The following is a 23,664-nucleotide window of genomic DNA, read 5'->3' as shown; positions in this document are numbered from 1 at the left end:
CGTTGCCCTGGAACAGGTAGCGGTTCTCGTAGCCGATGCCGTCGCCGTCGGCGATCGTGTAGAGCGCCCGCAGATCGGCCGGCAGGCGTCGGCCAAGGCGGCGTTCGGCGTCCTCGATCGCGGCGGCGGTGGCGGGCGGGGGCAGTTCGTCGGGGTGTCCCAGGATCGCGGCGCGCCGTTCGAGGTAGGCGCGGAAGCGGGCCACGGCCAGCTCGGGGCCGCCCGCCGGAGCGGCTGCGCCGGGCTCCTGGTGCAGGCCGGGCTGGGGCAACCGGTAATCGGGGTCCAGGACCACTTGGAAGCCGCTGCCCATCCCGGTCACATAGGTGATGGCGTCGTCGAAGGCGACGAGCCGGTACTCGCCGGACGGCCGGCACTGGATCTCAAGGCTGACGGGTTCCCATCCGCGGTCCTCGCGCAGCGTCTCCGCCAGTGCCATGAGTTCCACGTGGGGCTTGGGCATGCCGACGTTCCAGCGCTCCCTCTGCCGGGCGTAGCCGCCGGTCACCGAGGAACCGCCCCGCCCTGCCCGGCCGTGCAGTACCGCGTGCGTCCAGCCGCTCGGGGCCTTCGCGACGATCGCCTCGACTATGGCTCGACTATGGGGCGTACTGCCTGCTCCACCATGCTCTGCTCCCGTGCTGCCGATGTTGCCAGGCATCATGGCAGCGACCACCGACATGGAGACTGTGTGCACCTGACATCGGGGGTGGCGGTGGAGCGGGCCACGGTGAGGAAGACGGGTTCTTGGGGGGTGGCGGACGGCGGCGCTCAGCCGCCGCGGCGCGCGCAGGGGCCGGATGTCGTGGTGGGCGGGTGGGTGCAGGCGTGAGAGGAGCGGGGGCGGTGGCCAGGGCATCGAGTTGGGTGTGGTGGCCGGTGTGGGCGGCGGGCTGCGCCTCACAGGGGGCGCCGCGGCGAAGCAGTGCAAGAGAGCTCGGACATGCCCTCGCTAGGTCCACCACAGCAGCTCGCCGTCATCGTTCAAGGCGGTGAAGCAGGTCAGCAGCAGACGCTTGCCGGCCGCCGCGGCGGATCCGCCCAGGACCGCGTGTGCGAGGTTTCCGTTGATCACGCACAGGTCTCCGGTCGCCACCGGAACGACCAGGCTGGGACGTCCTTCGAGGAGCTCCGGTGGATACGGGAATCCGCTATGGGCCAGCCCGAGCGCCTCGCGGGAGCAGTCGTCCGGCTCGACGTTCCACAGCTTGATCTGCCCCGTTCCAGGGGGCACGTGCGGGTAGACGTTGACGGCCATGACCCGGCGCAGCCGCTGGATCTCGAAGCCTGTCTGCCGAGGGTCGCGGAGCTGGGCCAGGTCCTCGTGGGGAAGCAGCAGGAAGTCACCGCCGTTGTTCCAGCACACCGCCTTCACCTCGCCGGCGGTGCGTCCCTCGTGTGCTGCGGGACGGGCCCGCGCCACGGCCCCCTCCTCGGCCAGCCGTGCGCGCAGCACCGATACCGGGTCCGCCGCCCCCCGGAACAGGCTCCGGACAGCCTCCGCGGACTGCTCGACCTCCGCCAGGTACTGGTCCGTGTTCTTCTCGATGTGCGAGGCCCCGACGATATAACCCTCGACTCCGTCGTCGCCCTCGCCGTACCGGGGCTTGCGAAGGGGCGAGGACCAGAAGTTCGCCGCGATCCGCGCGCAGTCCTCCGCGCGGACGAATCCGCTGATCCGATAGGCGGCGAGCTCCCCTCGCAGGACCTGGAACACGGCCTTGGTGTCCACGGCCTGGAATGTCTCGTGTATGCGGAACTGATGTGCCTCCAAGGTCCTGCCCGTGATGCGGGTCGCCTTCGGGAGCGTGGTCACGGTGCCTTCACCTCTTGCTGGTACCGGCCGGCCTCCGAGGCGTGCGGACACCCCTCGACGCCGCGGTGCAGCAGGGGGCGCCGTCGGTGCAGGAAGCCGAGCATGGCCGGGACGGGGCTGACGATCCGGGGCTGGGCATCCAGCCGGGCCCGGTTCCGCTCGCGCACGGCCGGCAGATCGGACCAGTGCGCCGTCGGACTGAGGTGGTGCTCCTGGTGGTAGCCGTCGTTGAACGTGACCAGGTTGTACAGGCGTCCGTAGTAGCTCACTGAATCCGCGGCGCGCTCGTGCGGGTCGGCACCGTAATGCCGGTAGTAGTTCTGTACGTTCACGATGGTCAGGGAGAGCAGGAAGGCGGGGGCGTAGCAGAGCAGCAGCCACTGCCACGAGATCGCCGCGAACAGCACCAGCACCAAGACATGTGCGGCGCGGTCGGCCTGGATCTGGCGCAGCTCCCGAGCACGGCGCGCTGCCCCGCGGGAGGCAAGGGAGCACAGCACCGTCTCGTCCCGACCGACCCTCCAGAGCCGTCGTACGTACAGCACCTCCCTGCCTCTGTCGGCAAACGACCGCAGCGCCCCACCGACCGCGTAGCGCGGCAGCGGGGCGTGTTCGCCGTCCTTGCCGGCGCGGTACGTCGAGGAGAGGTCCCGTGTCGTACCGTCCTCGGCCTTGGAGTCATTGTTGAAGCGATGGTGATTGCGTACATGGGTCAGCCGGTACGCCTGGACCGACTGGCCGATGTTCATCGAATTGAGCACCGAGACCAGCGCGTTGAGCCGGTTCGAGGTGAACCACGGCGCGTGGGTGAACAGATGGGAGACGACAATGATGTTGTACGTGGTCATCGCGGCTACGGCGGCGCATCCGCCGACCCGAACCAGGTGCGAACCGGCCGCCCAGCCGACCGCCAGCCAGAGGGTGAGGACGAACTGGGCGACGCTGATCGCGAGCAGCAACGCGTCCCAGGGCGAGCTTCTCCATATTCGCCCGGTCGCCATCAGAGGTAGGTCTCCAGCGTCCCACGACGGCGCACATCCAAGGTGGCGCAGTGAAACGAGCCGCCGAAGCTGTTGAAGTTGCGGAAGTCGCACAGGACCGGCGTGAACCCGAAGTTCTTCATAGCGTCGATCATGGGCTCGTCCTGCCGCTCCACGATCACCCGCTGCTCGTCCAGCATCAGAATGTTCATGTTGATCCACTTGCTGGTCATGTAGAGCGGGTGGGAGTCGGGGATCACCGGGGCGGGCGCGGCCATCACGTCCCAGCCCTTGAAGATCTCCGGCACTGCGGTAACCCGTTCGGGATTGACGAGGAGCTTCCCCGGCGCCATCGGCGCGATGGTCGCATCGATGTGCATCGGGTGTGTGTCATGGAATTCGAGTACATGGACGCGGTATTCATCGCCGAGGTGACGGCGCAGCCACTCGATACCGAATTCGTTGGTGACGTTGCTCTTCTGCGCGATGATGTCGCGGCCGCAGCGGACGAAATCGGCAGCGTCGAAGGTCGGTTCGAATTCGGTCACGACGAGCCGCGGCGGGCCCTGCTCACCAGGGTCGACCCAGTCCTGGTCGAACTGGTCGTCCGTGAGCTCCGGCTTCGGCCCTGCGCTCCACTTGGCTCCGCCCCTGAAGTACTCCTTCAGAAGCGGCCGGTACGCGAGGTTCTCGTAATAACGGGAACGCCAGGCCATGGGGCATTCGATGATCTCGTCGCCGACGACCAGCAGCGTGTCCCGGGGCATCGCCGCATACATCCCCGTGCTCGTCCAGTCCAATGTGCTGTAGGGCGTGCGCTGTGGAATCGCCTCCGGACGGCGTACGGTTACTCCCTCCCCCTCGAGAATGCGGACGAGCTCCTCCAACTCCGCGTGGGCGGCGGCAATCCGATCGGCGGGAAAGGGGCGGCCGGCCTGGCGGCGGAAGGTGCCGAGCTGGTTGCCGGGAAGCACCGGTGGCAGGGCCATGTGCCAGGTCGGAAAGCTCGCTCCGTCCACGATGCCGACGATGACTTCTTCCAGTGGATCCCACTCGGTGTACGACGAGACCGGGCTGCCCGGCTGTTCACCGGTCCAGCAGAGGCCATCGGAGGCAGGGGGCATCGACGCGTCGGACTTCATTGGGTACTCCTCGTGTTGCTGTGGATGGGGTCAGCCCGCTGCGGGCCCTTGTCTGCCGCGTGCAGGGGCGATTCCTGGGGCGCGCTTCGTCGCGGAGGCGCTGCGCCACGGGGTCAGGGCCGCGGTGATCAGCATCATGCTGCCGCCCACCGCATAGGTGAGACGTGGGCCGACGGCGTCCGTGAGCAGGCCGCCGACCAGCGAGCCGAACGCGTCGGCCAGGAATGTCCCGCTCATGACCGTGCCCATCACGACGCCCAGGGATTCGGAGCTCTTGAACCCCTGCAACAGCGTCGTGCCGGATATGTCCCGCAGGCATGCCGCGACTCCGGCGAGCAGCGTCGCGGCGAAGAGGACGGCCAGGGTGAACGAGGCGCCGGTGGCGAGGTGGCCGATGGCGAGCAGCGTCACGGCGCCGGCGAACAGGCGCAGCGAGGGGGCGAGGCGTTTCGACCTCAGGGCCATGAACGCCGCGAGGAGTCCGCCGAGACTCGCCGCGCCGAGGACGAAGCCGTACATGCTGCTCCCGGCATGCAGCCTGCCCTCGACGAGCACGATGAGGGCGGGCCGGTCGACGGCGACCGCGAAGGTGGTTCCCGCCGTGGCGAAGGCGACGGCTCTGAGTTGGCGGTCCTTCAGCAGCGCCCGCACTCCGGACAGGGCGGAGTTCACCAGGGTGGACCGCTTGGGTAGGGCGGTCCGGGAGGCCGAGCTCAACGGGATCATCCCGAGCAGAACGGCCGAAGCCACGAAGGTCCCCGCGTTGATGACCAGGGCGTAGCGGTATCCGAGCCCGGAGACCATGCCGCCGAGACCCGACCCCGCGGTCATGCTGATGGTCGCGATCATCATCAGTACGGCGTTCGCCTTGGCCCGCGATTCGGCCGGTATCGCCTTGGCGATCATGGTTCGGGCGGCGGGTGCGGACACCGTGGCGACCGACTCCGCCAGCAGCACCATGCCGAGCAGCGCGAAGTAGGACGGCTGTAGCCAGGCGATCGCCACGTAGAAGGTGGTGGCGGCGACATCGCAGTAGATGAGCAGCGTACGCGGGTCGAATCGGTCGGATAGCGCGCCGCCGAGGGGGCCCAGCAGCCGAGGGATGATCCGGGCGGCGAAGAACCCGCTGATCGCCAGCCCGGACCGCGTCTCCTGATACAGGTGGACCGTCAGGGCCGCCGCCGCGGCGAAGTCCCCGACAACGGACAGCGTGCGGGCGGCGACGAACAGCGGAAAGCGGTTGAGCCGCCACCACGCCTGCTGCTGCACCATGGAGCACCTTCCAAAGTTGCGGGAGCGACTAGCGGTTCATTTGGCTGACGAGGCTCTTCGGGCGCAGGTCGGTCCAGTTCTCGTTGACGTAGCCAATACATTCCTGTCGGCTGGTGGGACCGAGCACGACACGCCATCCCTCCGGTACATCGGCGAACGAGGGCCAGAGCGAATGCTGGCCCTCGTCGTTCACCAGGACCAGGTAGCTTCCGTCGGGGTTCTCGAACGGGTTGGACATGGGGTCTCCTTTCATCCTGTCCGACTGTCGGCACGGCGGCTTCGGGGCTATGGGGCTACGGGGCGGCGCGCGAATCCGCGAGCACATTCGCCATGACATCCGACAGCGCTGCGACATATGGCACCCGGAGGACATCGAAATGTCCTCCCTTCAACTCATGAACGGACAACTCACTGCACCACGGCTCCCACTGCGACGGCAGCGAGTCCGGGGATCCGGCGCAGTGCACGACGTGAACGGGGCCCGAGAACACCCCCGTCCGATGGCCGTGGATCTCCCGGTACAGCCAGTCGAACACCGCGAAGCGCGCCTCGATCCAGGGCTGGTCGAGGTCGACATCGGCGAGGCGGTGCGCCTCGACCCCGGCTCCCCGGGCCACGTCATGGTCGAAGGCACGCCGGATGGTCTCCGGCTCGCAGCCGTGCAGCAGCTGATCGGCGGGGACGGAATCGACCAGCAGCAGGGGAACAGCGACGCCGGACGCCGCCTGCCACTGCCGGGCGATCTCATGGGCCAGGACCCCACCGGACGACCAGCCGCACAGCAGGGCGGGCCCCCGCTGGTACCTGGCCGCCAGCTCTCGCACATAGCGGGCGGCGAGTTGGGCGAGCGACTCGCCCGAGGGGACACGGGCCTCGAACGCGGCGATCTCCCAAGCCTCGTCGAGAGCGTCGACCAGCTCCCGGTAGCACAGAAGGCCGCCGCCGACGGGGTGGACGAGCACGATGGGTGAGGGGTCGGCGCCTTCCGCCGCACCGCGCCCTCCCGGGCGGCCGGCGCCCTCGCGCAGGAGGACGAGCGGGCCTTCCTCTCCGGGCTCGGCGCTCTCCAGAGCCTTCGCCAATCCGACGACCGTGGGGGCTTGGAAGAGCGCGGGCAGGGTCAGGTCCACGCCTGCCGTGGTCCGCGCCCGGCTCACCAACTGGGCCGCGAGGAGCGAGTGACCGCCGAGGTCGAAGAAGTCGTCGTCGACCCCGACCGCCTCCACGCCCAGGACCTCTTCGAACAGGCCGCACAGCGTGCGCTCCAGCGCCGTGCGCGCACCGCCCCGCGACGTCTCGTACCGCGGGGCGGGCAGCGCCTGACGGTCCAGCTTGCCGTTGGCCGTCCGCGGCAGCGTCTCCAAGAGCACCACGGCCGACGGCACCATGTACTCCGGCAGCCGCCGCGACAGTTCGGCGCGGAGGAGGCCGGCGGACGGGGCCCGGCCGCGCTCCGCGGGGACGACGTAGGCGATCAGTCGCTTGTCCCCAGGGACCTCCTCACGGGCCACGGTCACCGCCTGGCGCACTCCGTCGCACCCCAGGAGCTCAGCCGTGATCTCACCCGGCTCGACACGGAAGCCACGGATCTTGACCTGGTCGTCGGCCCGGCCCACCGTCTCAAGAACGCCGTCCGCAGCGCGTCTGGCCACATCGCCGGTGCGGTACATGCGGCTGCCCGGGGGGCCGAACGGATCCGCCACGAAGCGCTCCGCCGTCAGCGCCCCGCGCCGCAGATAGCCGCGGGCCAGACCCGGACCCGCCACGTAGATCTCACCCGACACGCCCGGTGGTAGCGGCCGCAGCCACTCGTCCAGCAGGTAGACCGCGAGATCCGGCAGCGGCCGTCCGACCGGGCTCCTGCCCGCCGCCTCGATGTCACTCTCCCGCACCGGGTGATGTGTGACGTGCACCGTGGTCTCGGTGATGCCGTACATGTTCACCAGAGCCACCCGGTCGAGGCCCACCCGGGCCACCCACGGCCTGAGTTCGGCGACCTCCAGCCTCTCTCCCCCGAGGACCACCGCGCGCAGCCGAAGCCGGTCCATCCGGGCATCCCCCTCGGCCGCGGCCGCCACCAACGAGCGGAACCCCGTCGGCGTCTGGGAGACGACGGTGACCTGCTGTTCGACCAGCAGCTCCAGGAAGTCCTCCGGGGATCGGGCCACGGATCGGGACACCACGACGACACAGCCGCCGAAGGCCAGCGCACCCCACATCTCGAAAACGGAGAAGTCGAAGGCGTACGAGTGGGCCATGGTCCACACGTCGTCCGCGGTGCAGGGGTAACTCGCGTGCGCCGCCTCCATGAGGCGCACCACGTTGGCGTGGGTGAGCAGCACTCCCTTGGGGCGGCCGGTCGACCCTGAGGTGTAGATCGTGTAGACCGCGTTGTCCGGGCGGACCGTCACCGACAGGTCGGTCACCGGTTGCGATGCCAGCGCCCCGGTGGTCTCCGGTTCGTCCAGCAGCACCAGCGCACCGTCGTAAGCGCGGGCGAGGGAGGCGGCCAGTGAGGAGGTCGTCACCACCATCCGCACGTCCGCGTCGTCAGCGAAGTACCGCAGTCGTTCCGGCGGGTTCACTGGATCCAGGGGCACGTAACCCGCACCGGCCTTCAGCACGGCCAGCAGCGTCGGCAGCAGGTCAGGGCCCTGCTCCAGATGCACGCCCACCAGGTCTTCCACTTCCACGCCGAGTGATCGCAGATAGTGGGCCAGTTGGTTGGCCTGGGCGTTCAACTCGCCGTACGTCCAACGGGCACCGCCGACGACCACGGCCACCGCGCCGGGGGACCGCTCCGCCTGCCGCTCGAACATCGCGTGCACGGTCCCGCCCGCCGACGGTGGACCGGTGGGCCGCCATGTTGAGGACAGGTGTTGCAGCTCCTCGCCCGACAGCAACTCGATCTGGCCGAGGCGTCGTTCCGGGTCACGCACGACGGCCTGCAGCAGGCTCTCGAACCGGGGCGCGAATCCCTCCACGGTCGCCCGGTCGAAGAGTTCGCCGCTGTACTCGAAGGAGCCCGCGATGCCCAGGCGGGCCCCGCCCTCGTCCGTCTTCTCCCTGACGTGCAGGGTGAGGTCGAACTTGGCCATGCCGGTTCCCGTTCGCCGCGCGACGACCTCGACGCCCGGCAGGTCCATCGACGCCTCGGCGTCGTTGAGGAAGTTCAGCATGACCTGGAACAACGGGTGGCGCCCCGCGGACCGGGCCGGGTTCACCTCCTCGACCAGCCGCTCGAACGGAACGTCCTGTCGGGAGAAGGCGGACAGGGTGGTGTCGCGCACCCGGTGCATCAGCTCACGGAACGTCGGGTTCCCGGACAGGTCGGTGCGCAGTACGAGCGTGTTGACGAAGAAGCCGACCAGATCGTCCAGCGCCTCATCGGTCCGGCCCGCCACCGCGGTGCCGATCGGAATGTCCGTGCCGGCGCCCAGCCTGGCCAGCAGCGCGGCAAGGGCGGCCTGCATCACCATGAACATGCTGACGCGCCCGTCACGGGCCAGCTCCGCGAGCCGCTGGTGGGTCCCGGCGTCCAACGCGAAGTCGACGCGCCCGCCCTCGTGACCCTCCACCGGGGGGCGCGGCCGGTCGTAGGGCAGGGCAAGCTCCTCCGGGACTCCGCACAGGCGGTGCCTCCAGTAGCCCAGTTGCCGGGCGATCAGGCTGTCGGGCTCGGCATCGGTGCCGAGGAGCTGCTGCTGCCACACCGCGTAGTCCGCGTACTGGACCGGCAGCGGGGTCCACGCGGGAGCGTTCCGGCGGCACCGGGCACGGTAGGCCGTGGAGATGTCGCGCCACAAGGGCGTCATGGACCAGCCGTCGCAAGCGATGTGGTGCACGACGAGGAGAAGTACAAGTTCATCGGGGCCGACCGCGAACAGAGCGGCCCGCACGGGGAGTTCGGTGACCAGGTCGAACCCGGTGTCGGCCACGGCGGCGAGTGCCTCGTCAAGGCCGTCTGCCGCGACCGCGGTCAGCGACACGTCGAGCCGTGCGTCATCGGCCGCGATGACCTGCTGCCTCGGCCTCCCGTCGACGTCGGGGTAGACGGTACGCAGAGCCTCGTGCCGCGCCAGCACGTCCCAGAGCGCCGCCCGCAGCGCGTCGATGTCCAGGGCACCCTTCAGGCTGAAGGCGAAGCGCAGGTTGTACAAGGCGTTCGGCCCGGCGAACCTGTTGAGGAACCAGAGTCGCAGCTGCCCAGGCGACAACGGTACGGCTGCGGGCCGCGGCCCGGCCCGCAGCGGCTGCCGTGCGGTCTCCCCGGCCGCCAGCCGAAGAGCCAGCAGTGCCGGGGTCGGCGCATCGAACAGGGCCTTGACCTCGACTTCGAGCCCCATCACCGTCCGGATGCGGCTCAGCAGCCGCATGGCGAGCAGCGAGTGTCCGCCGAGTTCGAAGAAGCTGTCGTCGACGCCCACGCCGCCGATGCCCAGGATCTCGGCATAGAGGCGGCACAGGACCTCTTCACGTGGGGTGCGCGGCACGCGCCTTGTCGCGGCGGCGCCCGGGTCCGGTGCCGGCAGGGCGTTCCGGTCCAGTTTGCCGTTCGGGTTCAGTGGCAGGGCGTCGAGCAGGACGAACGCCGAGGGGACCATGGAGCGCGGCAGCCTGCGGCTCAGAAAGGCGCGCAGTGCGTCCACGTCGGCCGACTCGGCCGGCTCCGGCACCACATAGGCCACCAGCCGCTTCCTGCCCTGTGCGTCCGGTCGGACCACGACCGCGGTCTTCGCCACCGAGGCGAGCTCGTGCAACGTCGCCTCGATCTCGCCCGGCTCGATCCGGATGCCCCGGAACTTGACCTGGTGGTCGGCCCGGCCCCGGTACTCCAGACTGCCGTCCGCGCGCCATCGCACGAGGTCACCGGTCCGGTACATCCGCTCGCCGGGCGCGCCGAACGGGTGCGCCACGAACCGCTCGGCCGAGAGCCCCGGCCGATTCAGATAGCCACGCGAGAGCTGTTCCCCCGCCAGGTACAGCTCGCCCACGACACCCACCGGGACGGGCTGAAGCGCATCGTCCAGCACATACATGCGACTGTTGATCACCGGGCGGCCGATCGGCGGGAACACCGGCCAGCCCGTGACGTCCCCGTCGAGCACGTGCGTGGTGACGACATGGGACTCGGACGGGCCGTAGTGATTGCGCAGCACACGCCCAGGGACCTTGGCGAAGAAGTCCCGCACGGGTCCGTGGAGAGCCAGCACCTCGCCTCCCTGCGCCAGCATCCGCAGCCGGGGCAGGGTCAGTCCCTCCTCCGCCGCCGCTTCGGCCACCGCCTCGAGGACCAGGTTCGGTACGTAGATCTCGTTCACCCCAAGCCGGTCGAGCCAGCGCACCAGGGCCACCGGGTCGCGGCGTACGGCGTCGCGCGGCACGGCCAGGGAGCGGCCCGACAGAAGTGCGGCGAGGATCTCCTGGGTAGCGACGTCGAAGCTGATCGTCGTGAAGTTGGCGGTGACCACGCCCCGGCCGGTTCCGGTGCCGTGGTGCCACGCCATCAGGTTGGCCATGCCACCCGCGGTAAACACAAGGCCCTTTGGGCGCCCGGTCGAGCCTGAGGTGAAGACGATGAAGAACGGGTGCTGCGGCAGCACCGGGCCCCGGCGCTCGTCGTCCGACAGATTCTCCGCAGGGCCGTCCGTGAGGGTCGTTCCCTGCTCGTCGAGGACGACCACCGGTATGTCGTCGGGTAGCAGCGCCCGGGTACCGGTCGTGGCGAGCGCCAGTTCGGGCCCGGCGTCGCCGAGGATGTGGGCGACGCGGTCGGCCGGGTAGTCCGGATCGACCGGGACGTATGCCGCGCCCGTCTTCACCACACCCAGCAGGGCCGCGATCAGCTCGGTGGAGCGTGGCATCACCAGCGCCACGGTGCGCTCCGGGCCCACGCCCCGGGCCACCAGCAGCCGAGCCAGCCGGTTAGCCCGGGCGTTGAGTTCGGCGTACGTCAGCTCCGCGTCCTCGTACATCACGGCGGTCGCGTCCAGGGCGAGCGCGACCTGGCGCTCGAACAGCTCCGCCACCGGCGTCCAGGGCACGTCCGCCCGGGTGTCGTTCCACTCCTTGAGGATCCGGGAACGCTCCTGCGGGGCGAGCAGATCAGGGCGGCCGATGGGCTGGTCCGGGGCCTTGGTGGCCGCCTCCAGGAACCGTTCTAGCCGCGCCACCAGCGTCTGTGCCGTCTCCCGGTCGAAGAGGTCGCAGGCGTACTCGCAGACCCCCTCCAGGCCGGCCGGGGCCCCCTCCGCCGTGTAGCGGTCCGCGATGCTGAACAGCAGGTCGAACTTGGCCGTTGGTACGTCGGCCTGCTCCAGGGTCACCACGAGCCCGGGCAGCTCGAAGGAGGGCGCCGTGTTGTTGCGGAAACTCAGCATGGTCTGGAAGAGGGGGTGCCAGGCTGTCGAGCGGGGCGGGTTGAGGACCTCGACGAGCTGTTCGAAGGGGACGTCCTGGTGGGCCATGGCCTCCAGATCCGTGGTGCGGACTCGCCGCAGCAGCTCCCGGAACGTCGGGGCACCGCCGGTGTCCGTGCGCAGCACCAGCGTATTGACGAAGAATCCGACGAGGTCGTTCAGGGCGTCGTCGGCGCGGCCGGCCACGGGAGTGCCGATGGGCACGTCGGTTCCGGCGCCGAGCCGGGTCAGCACCGCGGCGACGGCCGCGTGCACGACCATGAACACACTGGCCCGCTCTTCACGGGCGAGGACGGCGATCCGACGGTGCAGGTCGGCACCGAACCTGATGGGCGTCCTGCTGCCGCGGAAGGACTGGGTGACGGGGCGCGGCCGGTCGGTGGGCAGGTCCAGGTGGTCGGGGAGACCCGCCAGGCGCCGCCGCCAGTACGCGCCCTGCCGGACGAGGAGGCTGTCGGGGTCGTCCTCGCCGCCCAGCAGCTCGCGCTGCCACATGGTGTAGTCCACGTACTGCACGGGGAGTCGCTCCCAGGCCGGGGCCCGCCCCGAGCGCCGGGCCCCGTAGGCGGTGGCGATGTCTCGAGCCAGCGGCACCAGGGACCAGCCATCACAGGCTATGTGGTGCAGTACCAGCAGCAGCAGATGGTCCGACGGCGCGAGGGCGAACAGGACGGCCCGCAGGGGAGGTTCGCGGGTCAGGTCGAAGGGGCGGCGGAACTCCTCGCGTACAGCGATGGTGAGCTCGGCCTCCGACACCTCGCGGACCACCAGTGCGAAGGGCACGTCAGCGGCGTCCAGGACGTGTTGGCGGGGCACGCCGTCGGTCTCCGGGAAGACGGTCCGCAGTGTCTCGTGCCGGAGCACGACGTCCTGGAGTGCCGAGCTCAGCGCGGAACGGTCCAACAGGCCGGACAGCCGCAGGGGCAGCGGCATGTTGTACGCCGCGTCACTGCCCTCCATCCGGTTGAGGAACCACTGGCGCCGCTGGGCGTACGACAAAGGGATCACGATGGCTGCTCCTCGCGTCGCATCCGGCGCAGCGCCGGCCGAGCGGGCGCCGCGGTCTCCAGCCGGGCGGCCAGGCCCGCGATGGTGGGCTCCTCGAACACGGTGTGGACCGGGAGCTCGCGCGACAGCACGTCCCGCACCCTGTTGGCCAGCCGTGTCGCCAGAAGCGAGTGCCCACCGAGGTCGAAGAAGCTGTCGTCGGTCCCGACGCCCTCGACGCCCAGCACCTCTTCGACCAGGCCGCACAGCTCCCGCTCCAGCTCGGTGCGCGGCAGGCCTCCCGACACCCGGTGCTCCGGCGCCGGCAGCGCCGACCGGTCCAGCTTCCCGTTCGCCGTCAACGGCAGCGCGTCCACCACGACCACCGCGGAAGGCACCATGTACGCGGGCAGCCGCCGCGCCACGGCGGCGTGCAGCGCGCTGCCCTCGACCAGCGAGCCGTCGCTGACGGCGTAGCCGACCAGACGGCGGTCGCCCGGCCGGTCTTCTCGGACCACCACGACGGCCCGTACCACTCCCGGGCATGCGGACAAGGCCGCTTCGACCTCCCCGAGCTCCACCCGGAAGCCTCGTATCTTCACCTGCTCATCGACCCGCCCCAGGCATTCCAGGACGCCGTCGTCCCGCCATCGCGCCACATCTCCGCTCCGATACATGCGCCCACCGGGCGGGCCGAAGGGATCCGTGACGAACCGCTCGGAGGTCAGATCCGCGCGTCCGGAGTACCCGCGCGCCAGCACGTCGCCGCCGATGTACAGTTCCCCGGCCACCCCCACGGGTACCGGCCGCAGCCACGCGTCGAGCACGTACATCCGCGCATGGTCGAACGGCCGGCCGATCGGCACCGGCCCCTCGTCCAGCGGCGCACCCGGCTCGATCCGGAAGTCCGCACACCCCACCGTGGCCTCGGTGGGGCCGTAGTGGTTCACCACGACCGCATCCGGGTGCAGCGCCCGCCAGGCCGACAGCGCGCCACCCGTCAGCGCCTCACCGCCCAGGACCAGTTCGCCGGATGGTGCACGCCCCGATGCCAGCAGGAGCGGGAGGTGGCTGGGGGTGGCCTTCAGGAACCCGACATCGACTGCCGGGGTCTCCCCGGTGTCCGCCACGTCGCCCACGTGCACACAGCCGCCGGCCTCCAGGGCCCCGAACAGGCCGGTCAGCGGGAGGTCGAAGGCGACGGACGAATGCAGCAGCGCACCCCGCGCCAGGCCCTGGTACGCCCCCGCAACGCGACGTACGTAGCCGACGATGGACCGGTGCTCCACCACCACGCCCTTCGGCGCGCCCGTCGACCCCGAGGTGAAGACGACGTACGCCGCCGCCCGTTCGGGTACAGCCATCGGGGAGGATGTCCCGGCGGGTCTCCCGGCCCAGCTCTCCAGGCCCTCCTCGCCCTCGTCCACCGCGATCGGCACCACGCCATGCGGGACCCATGCCGCGCACGAGGAATCCCCCACCAGGACGCTCCCGCCGACCTGCTCGACGACTACCCGAAGGCGCTCCTTCGGCGTACCGGGGTCCAAGGGCACGTATGCCCCGCCGGCCTTCAGCACGCCGAGCAGGGCCACCACCAGGCCGACACCCCGCTCCAGGCACACGGGCACCGGAACTTCGGGCCCCACGCCCAGTCCCCGCAGCCGGTGCGCCTGCCGATTCGCCATGGCGTCCAGTTGCCGGTACGTCACGCGGCGGCCGCCGCACTCCACCGCCGGCGCGTCCGGTGACCGGCGCACCCGCTCCTCGAACAGGCCGTGCAGCGTGCCGCCCTTCGACGTTCTGCCGCTCCCGTTCCACGCCGTCAGCATCCGCGCCGACTCCGTCTCTGGGAGCAGCTCGATGTCCCGCAGCCGGATCCGGGGATCCTGAGCCACCCGCAGAAGCACGCGCCGCAGATGACCGGCCATGCGCTCGATCGACTCGGGGTCGAACAGGTCGGTGGCATAGACGAACTGGAGCGCCAGGCTCTCCTCGGACTCGTCGACATTGAGCGTGAGATCGAACTTGGACGCGTATACGTCGCGGGCCAGCGGTTCGACGTCCGCACCAGGGAGGGAGAGCCGCATGCCGCTAGAGTTCCGCACCGCGAAGCTCACCGAGAAGATCGGGTTGCGGCTCAGGTCCCGTTCGGGGTTGAGCTCGTCGATGAGGTGGTCGAAGGGCAGGTCCTGATGGTCGTACGCGTCCAGCGCGGTTTCCCGTACCCGGGCGAGCAGCTCGTCGAACCGCGGGTTGCCCGCGAGGTCGATGCGCAGGACGAGCGTGTTGACGAAGAAGCCGACGATACCTTCGGTTTCGAGTCGGGTCCGCCCAGCGGTCGGTGTGCCGATCGCTATGTCGTCACGCCCGGTGTGGCCGCGCAGCAGCACGGTGAATGCGGCCAGCAGGGTCATGAAGAGCGTGGCGCGGTGGTGCTGCGCGATCGAGCGCAGCGCGTTCCCGGTCTCCGGCTCCAGCCGGAAGGCGAAGGACGAGCCCCGGCCGGTCGGCAGGTTCGGCCGGGGCTGGGAGAGCGGCAGCTGAAGCGGCTTCAGATCGCCCAGCCTGGCACGCCAGTACTCCAGCTGGCCGTGCGCGGTCGCCTCCCGGAGCCAGCCCTGCTGCCACACGGCGAAGTCGGCGTAGGTCAGGGTGAGTACGGGCAGGTTGGCAGGGCGGTCGGCCACGCCAGCCGTGTACAGCAGGCCCAGCTCCCGCACAAGGATCTCGCACGACCAGCCGTCCGCGAGGATGTGGTGGAGCGTCAGGGAGAGGACGTGATCGTCCGGGGCGACAGAGATGAGCAGCGGCCTCAGCAAGGGGGGTCGCGCCAGGTCGAACGACTGCGTGGCCTCCGCCGCCACGCGGTCGCGGCACCGTTGCCACGCCTCCCTTTCGGGACAGCTGGTCAGGTCCAGCCGCTCCAGCGTCGTCCTGACCAGGGGGCGTACCAGTTGGCGCGGCCCTCCGCCGGAGTCCTGGAAGCAGGTGCGCAGCGATGCGTGCCGATCGACCAGCGCCGCGATCGCCGCCTCGAGCACGGCGGCGTCCAGTCGGCCGCGTATCCGCAGGGGGAGCGAGACGTTGTAGTCGGCCCGCCCGGGATGGAGCTGCTCCATGAACCACAGGCGGCGCTGTGCCGAGGACAGCGGCAGTCCCTGGGAGGCGCCTTCCTCCGCCGCTCCGGTCGTCGAGCCGGCCGATGCCGCTGCGCCGGAGCGCGGCCCGGATTCCCGCGCGGGGGACGTCTCACCGGCGCGGGCGACGACCAAGTCGCCGACGACAGTGGCGATCTCCGCCACGGTACGGGCGCCGCGCAGCCGCTCGACCGGCACCTCAAAGCCCAGCGTGTCGGCCAGCCGCGCCGCGAGAGCCCCGAGCCGCTGGTCGCCGCCATGGTCGAGGAGGTTGTCTCCGGGGGGCAGCGCGCCGACGCCCGGGACAGCGGCGCACAGATCCGCGACGAAGCGCTTCATCGGGCTCGTCACCTCCGTTCGCCTCCCTCGTCCGGCCCACCGGCCGCGGCCTCGAGGGCCCTGTTCAGCGCGAGGCCGCTCACCGAGGCAGCGAGCCCTTCGACGGTCGGGGTCTCGAAAAGCAGCCGGATCGGAATCGCGAACCCGAACCGCTCCTCCAAGCGCAGGACGGTGCGGTTGGCGAGCAGCGAGTGGCCGCCGAGCGCGAAGAAATCGTCCGTGGCCGAGACGGAGGCCCGGCCGAGGACCTCCGCCCAGACCTCGGCGATCAGCTGTTCAGTACGGCTGCCGGGCGGCCGCCCCGCCGGCTCGGCCGGGCCCGCGGTGAACTCGGGCAGGGCGGCGCGGTCGACCTTTCCGTTGGGAGACAGCGGCATGGCCTCGAGCACTTGGATGCCGGCGGGCACCATGGACGGCGCCAGCGTGAGGCCGACGCGGTCGCGCAGCTTCACCGGGTCCACGTCATACCCCGGTGCGGGCAGGACGAAGGCGAGTAACCGCCGGTCCCCGTCCCCCGTTTCCCGGAGGAGGGCGACGGCCTGGTGCACGCCGGGGTGACGTTCCAGGGTCGCCTCCACCTCGCCCAGCTCGATGCGGAAGCCGCGCAGCTTGACCTGGTCGTCGGCGCGTCCGACGAACTCCAGCTGCCCGTCGGCACGCCACCGTACGAGGTCCCCGGAACGGTACATGCGCGCGCCGGGCGTGCCGTACGGGTCGGCGAGGAACCGCACGGCGGTCGGCCCGGGCCGGTTCAGATAGCCGCGGGCGATGCCGTCGCTGTGGATGTACAGCTCCCCCACCACGCCGGGAGGCACCGGGCGCAGCTTCGCGTCGAGGACGTACAGCCGGGAGTTGATCAGCGGCCTCCCGATGGGCGGCGCCGTGTCACCCGACATCGGCCCGCACCACGTGACGTACACGGTGGTCTCCGTGGGACCGTAGAGGTTGATCATGCGTCGGCCGGGCGACCACTGGCGGACCATCGCTCCTGTGACCCGCTCCCCCGCAACGACGAGCGTGATCCCGGGCGGCAGGCCGTCGGCCGGCACCGCCGAGAGGGCGGAGGGCGGCATCGTCAGGTGCGTCACGCGCTGGGCGGCCACCAGGTTCCGCAGCGGAACCCCGGGGGTCAGCTCTCGTGGCTCTGCCACGACCAGGCAGGCTCCCGAGAGCAGGGCCATGCAGATCTCGAGGAGAAAGGCGTCGAAACTCGGCGACCCCATCTGCAGGACCCGGCTGCCGACTCCCGCCCCGAAGACGACGGGTTGCGCCTCGACCAGGCTGCTGATGCCGGCATGTGTGAGCACCGCGCCCTTCGGCCGCCCGGTCGATCCCGACGTGAACAGTACGCAGGCGGCGCCGTGCCGGTGCAGTGGCGCCATCCGGTCCGTGTCGGACAGATCGTCCATCGGCATCGCCTCGCGGGCTCGTGCCGTGGCGCCGTCGTTCACCAGCAGGAACGGGCCGGCCTCGGCGGGGAGGCGCCGCACCAGCTCGGAGTGGGTGATGACCAGTTCCGGCCGGGCGTCATCGAGCATGAACGCGATCCGGTCCGACGGGTAGTCGACGTCGACGGGCAGATATGCGGCACCGGCCTTCAGAACGGCCAGGACCGAGACGACCATCTCCGGCGAGCGGGGCAGGGCCACCGCGACGGTGCGCTCCGGTCCGACACCGTGCTCTACGAGCAGCCGGGCCAGTTGGTTCGCGCGGGCGTTGAGCGCCGCATAGGTCAGTTCGTCCGCGCCCGCGGCGAGCGCGGGCGCTTCTGGATTCCGCACGACCTGGTCCTCGAACAGCTCGGGCACGGTGAGTCGCGGCACATCGACCGTGGCGCCGGGCCAGTCGACGAGCAGCCGCTGCCGCTCGTCGTCCAGCAGGACATCGAGCTCGTCGACCGGATGGTCCGGGTCGGCAACCGCCCACTCCAGGAGGCGGACCAGCCGTCCGGCCATCCGCTCGGCGGTGCAGCGGTCGAACAGGTCCGTGCTGTACTCGATGAATCCCTCGATGCCCTTGCAGCGGCCGTCGGACGACCTGACCTCCCGCAGGTTGAACGTCAGGTCGAACTTGGCGTATCCGGCCGGGATCTCGACGCCGTCGGCCACGAGTCCGGGCAGTCGCAGCCGCAGGTCCGCCCTCGGCGTGTTGCGCAGCATGAGGAGCACCTGGAACAGGGGGTGCCTGGCCATGGCGCGTTCCGGGTTGATCGCCTCGACGAGGCGGTCGAAAGGCAGGTCCTGGTGGGCGAAGGCGGACAGGTCGGTGTCCTTCACACGCGTCAGCAGCTCGCGGAAGGACGGGTTGCCGGAGACGTCCGTGCGCAGCACCAGGGTGTTGATGAAGAAACCGACGAGATCCACGAGCGCGTCGTCGACCCGTCCGGCGACGCCGGTGCCGATCGGGATGTCCTCACCGGCGCCGAGCCGGGTGAACATCGCGGCCAGGCCGGCTTGGATGACCATGAACAAGGTGGTCCCGGAGTGCTCCGCAAGTTCGGCGAGTTGGCCGTGGAGCCTTTCGTCCAGATCGAGCGGGACCGTGTCGCCGCCGTAACTGGGTACGGTCGGCCGGGGGCGGTCGACGGGGATGTCCAGCTGCGCCGGCACACCGCGCAGTTGCTCGGACCAGTAGGCGAGCTGCTGCTCCATGACGCCTCCGGGGCGGTTCTCCGCCAGGAACTCGTGCTGCCACAGCGCGTAGTCCGCGTACTGGACGGCGAGCGGCGGCCACTGGGGCAGCGATCCGCGGCTGCGTGCCGCGTACGCCGTCTCCACGTCGCGGGCGAACGGCGCGAACGACCAGCCGTCGCCGACGATGTGGTGCAGCACGACGACGAGGACATGGTGCTCAGCGGCCACCTCGAACAGCACGGCCCGGACGGGCAGATCCTTCTCCAAGTCGAAGGCGACGCGGGCGAAGGCCCGGGAAAGCTCGGGCACGCTCTCCTCCGTCGCAGGCACCACCTCCGGTTCCATTCGGGCGGCCGCCGGGGCGAGGATCACCTGCGTGACCCCGTCCGGCCCCGTCGGGAAGATCGTCCTGAGGGCTTCGTGCCGTTCGACGACGTCGGACAGGGCCATGCCCAGCGCCGCCCGGTCCAGCCTGCCGTGGATCGGCACGGACAGCGGGATGTTGTAGACGCCGCCCGGGATCTCCAGCTGATTCATGAGCCACAGCCGGTTCTGCGCCATGGAGAGCGGGATCGCCGCTGGGTGCTTGCGCCGGGTGACGGGCGGCCGCCCCGCATCGGTGCCGGTGAGCAGCGCGGTGAGCTCGGAGACGGTCGGGGTCTCGAAGATGCTGCGCAGCGGGAGGTCGGTTCCGGTCTCGCGGCGGATCCGGCTGAGGAGCCGGACCGCGGACAGCGAGTGCCCGCCCAGGTCGAAGAAGCTGTCATCGATCGTGACCCGGGCGACGCCCAGGACCTCGGAGAAGAGATCGCAGAGGATCTTCTCCTGGCGGGTGCGGTGGGGTCGGCCACCCGGGTTGCCGCTGACGAGAGGAGCCGGCAGGGCGGCGCGGTCGAGCTTGCCGTTGGGCGTCAGCGGCAGTGCGTCCATGAAGACGAACGCCGAGGGCACCATGTATGCGGGGAGGCCGCGGCCGACGTACTCGCGCAGGTCCGCCGGGCTCACGTGGTCGTCCTTCTCGCAGACGACGTACGAGACCAGCCGCTTGTCCCCGGGCTCGTCCTCGCGCACTACCGCGGCGGTCCGTAGAACGCTCGGGTGCCGGCCGACGGCCGAGTCCACCTCGCCCAGCTCGATCCGGAATCCGCGGATCTTCACTTGGTGGTCGACGCGGCCGAGGATGTCCAACCGGCCGTCCTCGCGCCAGCGGACGACGTCCCCGGTGCGGTACATGCGGCTGCCGGACGCGCCGAACGGGTTGGCGACGAACCGCTCGGAGGTGAGGCCGGGGCGGTCGAGGTAGCCCCGCGCCAGGCCGCTGCCCGAGACGTACAGTTCGCCCACGCCGCCGACCGGTACGGGCCGCAGGGCCGAGTCGAGCACCCAGAGGCCGGTGTTGGCGAATGGCCGGCCGATGGGGAGGATGCCGGGCGGGATGTCGTCGGCCGGGTCGATGCGCAGATCCACACAGCCGCAGGTGGTCTCCGTCGGACCGTAGTGGTTGATGACACTGACCTGCGGATTGAGCCGTCGCCACGCCGCGAGGACTTCTCCGGTCAGCGGCTCACCGCCGACGACCGCCTCTCGGGTCGGCGAGCAGTGGGCGGGCAGGGTGGAGAGCATCGCGAGGTGGCTCGGGGTGGCCTTGAGGAAGGTGTACCGGCCTCGGGGATCGTCGAACGAGGCGTACTCCTCCAGGTCGTACAGGCGCAGGCAGCCGCCACCGCACAGGACGCCGTACAGAGCCGTCACGGTGAGGTCGAAGGCGATCGGAGAGTGGAGGAGGGCCTCCTCGTGCAGTGCGGGGTAGGCCCGCACTCCTCGTACGGCGTAGTTCACGACGGAGCGGTGCTCAACCAGGACGCCCTTGGGGCGGCCGGTGGAGCCCGAGGTGTAGATGACGTACGCGAGATTCGCCTGGGTGAGGAGTCCGCCACGGTCGGCAGCCGTCGGATCGGCCGTGCTCCGGCGGGCGAGCTCCTTGGCCGTGGCCTCGTCGTCGAGGAGCACGGTCGGTACGCCCAGATGGGTCGGGAGCGAGGCCACCGAGCCGGCTGTGGTCACTAGCAGGGCCACGTCCGCGTCCTCGAGGGTGAGCGCGATGCGCTCGGCCGGATAGTCCAGGTCGACCGGCAGATAGCCGGCTCCGGCCTTGAGGACCGCCAGCACCGAGACGACCATGTCCGGTGAGCGGGGCACGGCGACCGCTACCAGGTCGTCGAGCCCGACCCCGCGGTCCAGCAGGAGCCGGGCCAGCCGGTTGGCCCTGGCGTTCAGCTCCGCATAGCTCAGCTCGGTCTCCCCGCACACCAGCGCAGGTGCGTCGGGGGTACGGGCGACCTGCGCCTCGAAGAGGTCGGGGAGGGTCTCGTCCCCCGCCGGGTGGCGGGAGGAGTTCCACTCGGGATCGAGGACGCGGGCCTTCTCGGGCGCGGTGGCAACGGGTAGTGCGGCGAGAGGTGTTTCGGGGTCGGCGGTCTCGGCGAGCCAGCACAGTACGTTCAGGAAACGGGCGTGCTGGGCGGCGAGCTGCTCCTCGGTGTAGCGCGCCGGGTTGGCCTCCAGGTCGATCTGGAGGCCGTCGGTCCCGACGCGGTTGTAGACGTTCACGATGACGTCTTCGATCGGACCGGTGGACAGCGTCTGCATCACCACGGGGTGGCCGTCGAAGGCCGCGTCGAATTCGAAGGGCATGATGTTGACCCGCCAGCCGAAGACGTGGGCATCGGCACCGAGACCGAGGTCGCGCCGCATGTCCTCGCCGCGGTAGCGCTGCGCGGCCAGACCCGCGCGCAGCTTCTCCCGGGTCTGCCCTACCAGCTCAGCGGTGGTGGTCCACGGGGTTGCCGACAGGCGCAGGGGGACCAGGTTCGAGACGTGTCCGGGGGTGTTGCGGGCCACGGCGCCGATGCGGCCGGTCACTGTGAACCCGAGCAGCACGTCCTGGTGGCCGCTGACACCGCCCACGTAGCCGGCCGCTGCCGCCACGACGAGCGCCGGCCACGTGGTCCGCAGGGACCGCGCGAGGCGGAACAGTTTGGCGCTGTGCTCCGGCGGCAGGGTTCCCCGGTGGATGAGCGAGTGCGGCAGCGCCTTGGTGGCGCCGGGCACCACGCTGGCGACGTCGGGCAACGCGGCGAGCTGCACCCGCCAGTAGGCGCGGTCCTGCTCGTACTCCGGTGAACTCCGGTATGCCTGGTCGTCGGCCACCAGGTCACTCAGCGGTCTGAAGGCGGTGGGTGGTACCGGCCGGTCGGAGACGAGAGCCGTGTACACCTCAGCCGTGCGCTGCGCGATCGCGGCGAGACCGTAACCGTCCATGACCACGTGGTGGGCGCGCTGGAACCAGATGAACCGGTCCGGCGCCACCTGGAACAGCACCTGGGCGAAGAGGGCGTCCTCGACGATGTCGAGCGGCCGGCTCAGGTCGGCCCGCATCCACGACGTGGCGCACCTCTCGGGCTCGGGCTGTGCGCTGGCGTCGATGAGGAGCGGTGACCAGTCCCCGAGGGGGGCGACGCGCTGCCGGGGGCCGTCCTGGCCGGTGGTGATCTTCACCCGGATCGCCTCCGTCTCCTCCATGACGTGCCGCAGGGCGGCTGTGAAGACACCCGTGTCGATGGGGCCGGATATCTGGAAGTAGCAGCCGATGTTGAAGCTCGGGTTCGAGGGGGCGAGCTGCTGGGCGACCCACATCTCCAACTGGGCGGCAGTCAGGGGCAGCTCCTGCGGTGTCACCATTGCTCGGCTTCTCCAGGGGTCGGTAAGCGTCGGCGCAGACGGACCGGCATGTGCTCGACTCCGCCGATCAGGTTCGAGTACATGCGGCGGACTTCGCCGGCGAGTTCGGGCAGTTCCATTCGGCGGAGCAATTCGCCGAAGAATATGGCGAGTTCAGTGCTCGCCAAGGCCGACCCGATACAGAAGTGCGAACCGTAGGCGAAGGTCAGGTGCCGGTTCGGGAAGCGCTCGATGTCGAAGGTGTGCGGATCGCCGAAGACGGTCTCGTCCCGGTTGGCCGAGGCGAGCCAGAGCGTCACCGCGTCGCCCACCATCAGCTCCCGACCGCCGAAGGCCGTGTCGTGTACCACCGTGCGCAACACGTGCATGGCGGGCGTCGAGTAGCGGAGGATCTCCCGTACCGCGCTCGGCAGCAGGCCGGGGTCCGAACGCAGCCGTTCCCACTGTCCGGGGTTCTGGACAAAAGCGAGCAGGCCCTTGATCGTGGCGTGCCGCGTGGTTTCGTTTCCGCCCGAGACCAGGCCGTTGCAGTTGAGGATGACCTCCTCGTCGGTGAGCGGCCTGCCGTCGAGCGATCCGTGCACGAGCGCGCTGATGATGTCTTCCTGTGGCTCCTTGCGCCGCCGCCGCATCAATTCGTCGTAATAGAGGAAGATTTCGGTGTGTGCCGCCGCCGCCTCTGCCGGATCCGCCGTCTCGGCGCCGACGCCGAATGCGGTCATGGTGTGCCTCAGCATGAAGTCCCAGTCTTCGCGCGGCACCCCCAGCATGTCGCAGATGACCGAAACGGGAAGCCGGGAGGCGACCTCGGCGAAGTCGCATTGACCCTGCTCCAGGGCCTGCTCGATGATCTCGATCGCGGTGATCCGCATGTTCGACTCAAGCCGCTGGACCATCTTCGGAGTGAAGGCGTTGCTCACGATCCGTCGGATCTTGCCGTGCTGCGGCGGGTCGGTGATGACCATCATCTTTCCGGATGCTGCGGCGGTGGCGACAGAGTCGGCGTCCAGCCGCATGCCCCTGCTGGAGCTGAAGGTCCGGGTGTCGGCCAGCGCCTGGGACACGAGGCCGTAGGTGAGCACCGCCCAGAAGGGGCCCCCGTTCTCCCGTTCCACCCGGCAGACAGGCGCGACCGTACGGAGCCTCTCCCATACGCCCGCCGCCCTGTCGCTCTGATACAGCGCCGGGTCCGAGAGGT

General features: G+C 70.3%; 9 protein-coding genes and 1 pseudogene. All 10 read right to left on the bottom strand.

Going from position 1 to position 23,664, the window contains the following annotated elements:
- Window position 1 precedes the first annotated feature (1 nt).
- Window positions 2-313, bottom strand: a pseudogene (locus ACQUSR_RS29155) (SMI1/KNR4 family protein); the annotation flags it as partial.
- 639 nt (window positions 314-952) lie between these two features.
- Window positions 953-1,816, bottom strand: coding sequence for a hypothetical protein (locus ACQUSR_RS29150; protein ID WP_431045585.1), 864 nt, complete (start codon window positions 1,814-1,816; stop codon window positions 953-955).
- Complete coding sequence (locus ACQUSR_RS29145) at window positions 1,813-2,817, bottom strand: fatty acid desaturase family protein (protein ID WP_431045583.1); 1,005 nt, start codon at window positions 2,815-2,817, stop codon at window positions 1,813-1,815. Before ACQUSR_RS29145 ends, ACQUSR_RS29150 begins: the two co-directional genes overlap by 4 nt.
- On the bottom strand, window positions 2,817-3,938 hold the full coding sequence (locus tag ACQUSR_RS29140) for an amidinotransferase (protein WP_431045581.1): 1,122 nt from the start codon (window positions 3,936-3,938) through the stop codon (window positions 2,817-2,819). The genes ACQUSR_RS29145 and ACQUSR_RS29140 overlap by 1 nt, the downstream gene beginning before the upstream one ends.
- A 30-nt stretch (window positions 3,939-3,968) precedes the next feature.
- A complete protein-coding gene (locus ACQUSR_RS29135) occupies window positions 3,969-5,210 on the bottom strand; it encodes an MFS transporter (protein WP_431045579.1) in 1,242 nt (413 codons plus the stop codon).
- A 28-nt stretch (window positions 5,211-5,238) separates the two neighbouring features.
- Complete coding sequence (locus ACQUSR_RS29130) at window positions 5,239-5,448, bottom strand: MbtH family protein (RefSeq protein WP_431045578.1); 210 nt, start codon at window positions 5,446-5,448, stop codon at window positions 5,239-5,241.
- Window positions 5,449-5,503: 55 nt separating this feature from the next.
- Window positions 5,504-12,637: an amino acid adenylation domain-containing protein gene (locus tag ACQUSR_RS29125; RefSeq protein ID WP_431045576.1), complete on the bottom strand. Its 7,134-nt coding sequence runs from the start codon at window positions 12,635-12,637 to the stop codon at window positions 5,504-5,506.
- Entirely contained in the window at window positions 12,634-16,104 is a 3,471-nt protein-coding gene (locus ACQUSR_RS29120) for an amino acid adenylation domain-containing protein (RefSeq protein ID WP_431045573.1), read from the bottom strand. Before ACQUSR_RS29120 ends, ACQUSR_RS29125 begins: the two co-directional genes overlap by 4 nt.
- Entirely contained in the window at window positions 16,101-22,466 is a 6,366-nt protein-coding gene (locus ACQUSR_RS29115) for an amino acid adenylation domain-containing protein (protein WP_431045571.1), read from the bottom strand. Before ACQUSR_RS29115 ends, ACQUSR_RS29120 begins: the two co-directional genes overlap by 4 nt.
- Complete coding sequence (locus ACQUSR_RS29110; protein ID WP_431045569.1) at window positions 22,460-23,581, bottom strand: cytochrome P450; 1,122 nt, start codon at window positions 23,579-23,581, stop codon at window positions 22,460-22,462. Before ACQUSR_RS29110 ends, ACQUSR_RS29115 begins: the two co-directional genes overlap by 7 nt.
- Window positions 23,582-23,664: the final 83 nt, after the last annotated feature.

Source organism: Streptomyces sp. P1-3, from assembly GCF_050613155.1.
GTDB lineage: Bacteria > Actinomycetota > Actinomycetes > Streptomycetales > Streptomycetaceae > Streptomyces.
The sequence above is the reverse complement of the archived record's forward strand: the minus strand, read 5'-3'. Positions and strand labels throughout refer to the sequence as shown.